Origin of the sequence: Paenibacillus sp. VT-400 (assembly GCF_001029205.1) — a bacterium.
Classification (GTDB): Bacteria; Bacillota; Bacilli; order Paenibacillales; family Paenibacillaceae; genus Paenibacillus; species Paenibacillus amylolyticus.
This window is the reverse complement of sequence record NZ_LELF01000108.1, coordinates 1-360: the sequence shown is the minus strand read 5'-3', so window position 1 is coordinate 360 and position 360 is coordinate 1. Positions and strand designations below refer to the sequence as shown.

Annotated in this window: 1 tRNA gene and 1 rRNA gene; both read left to right on the top strand. The window is 45.0% G+C overall.

The window, feature by feature from the left end:
• Positions 1-63: ribosomal RNA gene (locus EL84_RS30570) — 16S ribosomal RNA — on the top strand; the annotation flags it as partial.
• A gap of 111 nt (positions 64-174) precedes the next feature.
• A tRNA-Ala gene (locus EL84_RS30565) sits at positions 175-250 on the top strand.
• The last annotated feature ends 110 nt before the right edge of the window (positions 251-360 follow it).

The window sequence follows — 360 nt, the reverse complement described above, 5'->3', positions numbered from 1 at the left end:
ATGATTGGGGTGAAGTCGTAACAAGGTAGCCGTATCGGAAGGTGCGGCTGGATCACCTCCTTTCTATGGAGAATCGTTTCCTGCAACGGAAACATTCAAATATGCAGGTTCTCAGAACCTGCAACAGCAACACAGTTACTTATCCATTTGTTCAGTTTTGATGGAATTTGATGAGGGGCCATAGCTCAGCTGGGAGAGCGCCTGCCTTGCAAGCAGGAGGTCAGCGGTTCGATCCCGCTTGGCTCCACCAAACAATTTCATCTATTTGGCTTGTTCTTTGAAAACTAGATATCGAAACGAAACAAACGCGAATTAGAACATTCCTTTAAGCTGAACTTGTGCAAACAAGTCAAGTGTATA